Source organism: Rhizobium sp. CRRU65 (genome assembly GCF_048551595.1).
Lineage (GTDB): Bacteria > Pseudomonadota > Alphaproteobacteria > Rhizobiales > Rhizobiaceae > Rhizobium > Rhizobium leguminosarum_J.
In genome coordinates this window covers 1-514 of the sequence record NZ_JBLYZH010000056.1, presented here as the reverse complement: position 1 = coordinate 514, position 514 = coordinate 1, and the positions used below count along the sequence as shown (strand labels likewise).

Annotated in this window: 1 pseudogene; it reads right to left on the bottom strand. The window is 61.1% G+C overall.

The annotated features are described in order from the left end of the window. Nucleotides 1-263: 263 nt before the first annotated feature. Nucleotides 264-514, bottom strand: a pseudogene (locus ACM5SV_RS36620) (ISNCY family transposase); the annotation flags it as partial.

Here is a 514-nt window from a genome sequence, read left to right as displayed (position 1 = left end):
GATCCTTCCACAAGACGCCACTTTGGGCAGCCTGCCTGCAGTTGGAATCGGATACGCAAAGCGACATCGGCGTGCACTGACGAACTTCATTCCGCTGGCTGCCTCATCAACGCCTTCTGCCTTTTGGGAATCACCTCCGGATCATTCATGAAGTCCGTCCGCCGACCAGGCTTGCGGCCGCGCTTGTGATAACCATTGCCCTGGCTGCCATCGGGAATGCCGAACATATGATCCGTCTGGCCGGCGCGGCGAGGGCCGCTCTTGTTTAGCTCACAAAGCGCCCGCCCGAACTGGGTCATGCCCTGGCCACCCTTGGCCTCCTTCTTCGCCACCCGGAACACCGAATGCTTGTCGGAGTAGAAAGCCACAGGCGCGCCGTGATCGCGCAGGTAAAGCGCCAGCGCCTCGAAATAGCTGAAGGCGCTTTCCGAGCGCACGAACCGCAACTGCATCAGCTTGCCCGTCGCATCGTCGACGAACACCAGCAGCGAGCATGGATCACCGCGGTCCTCGA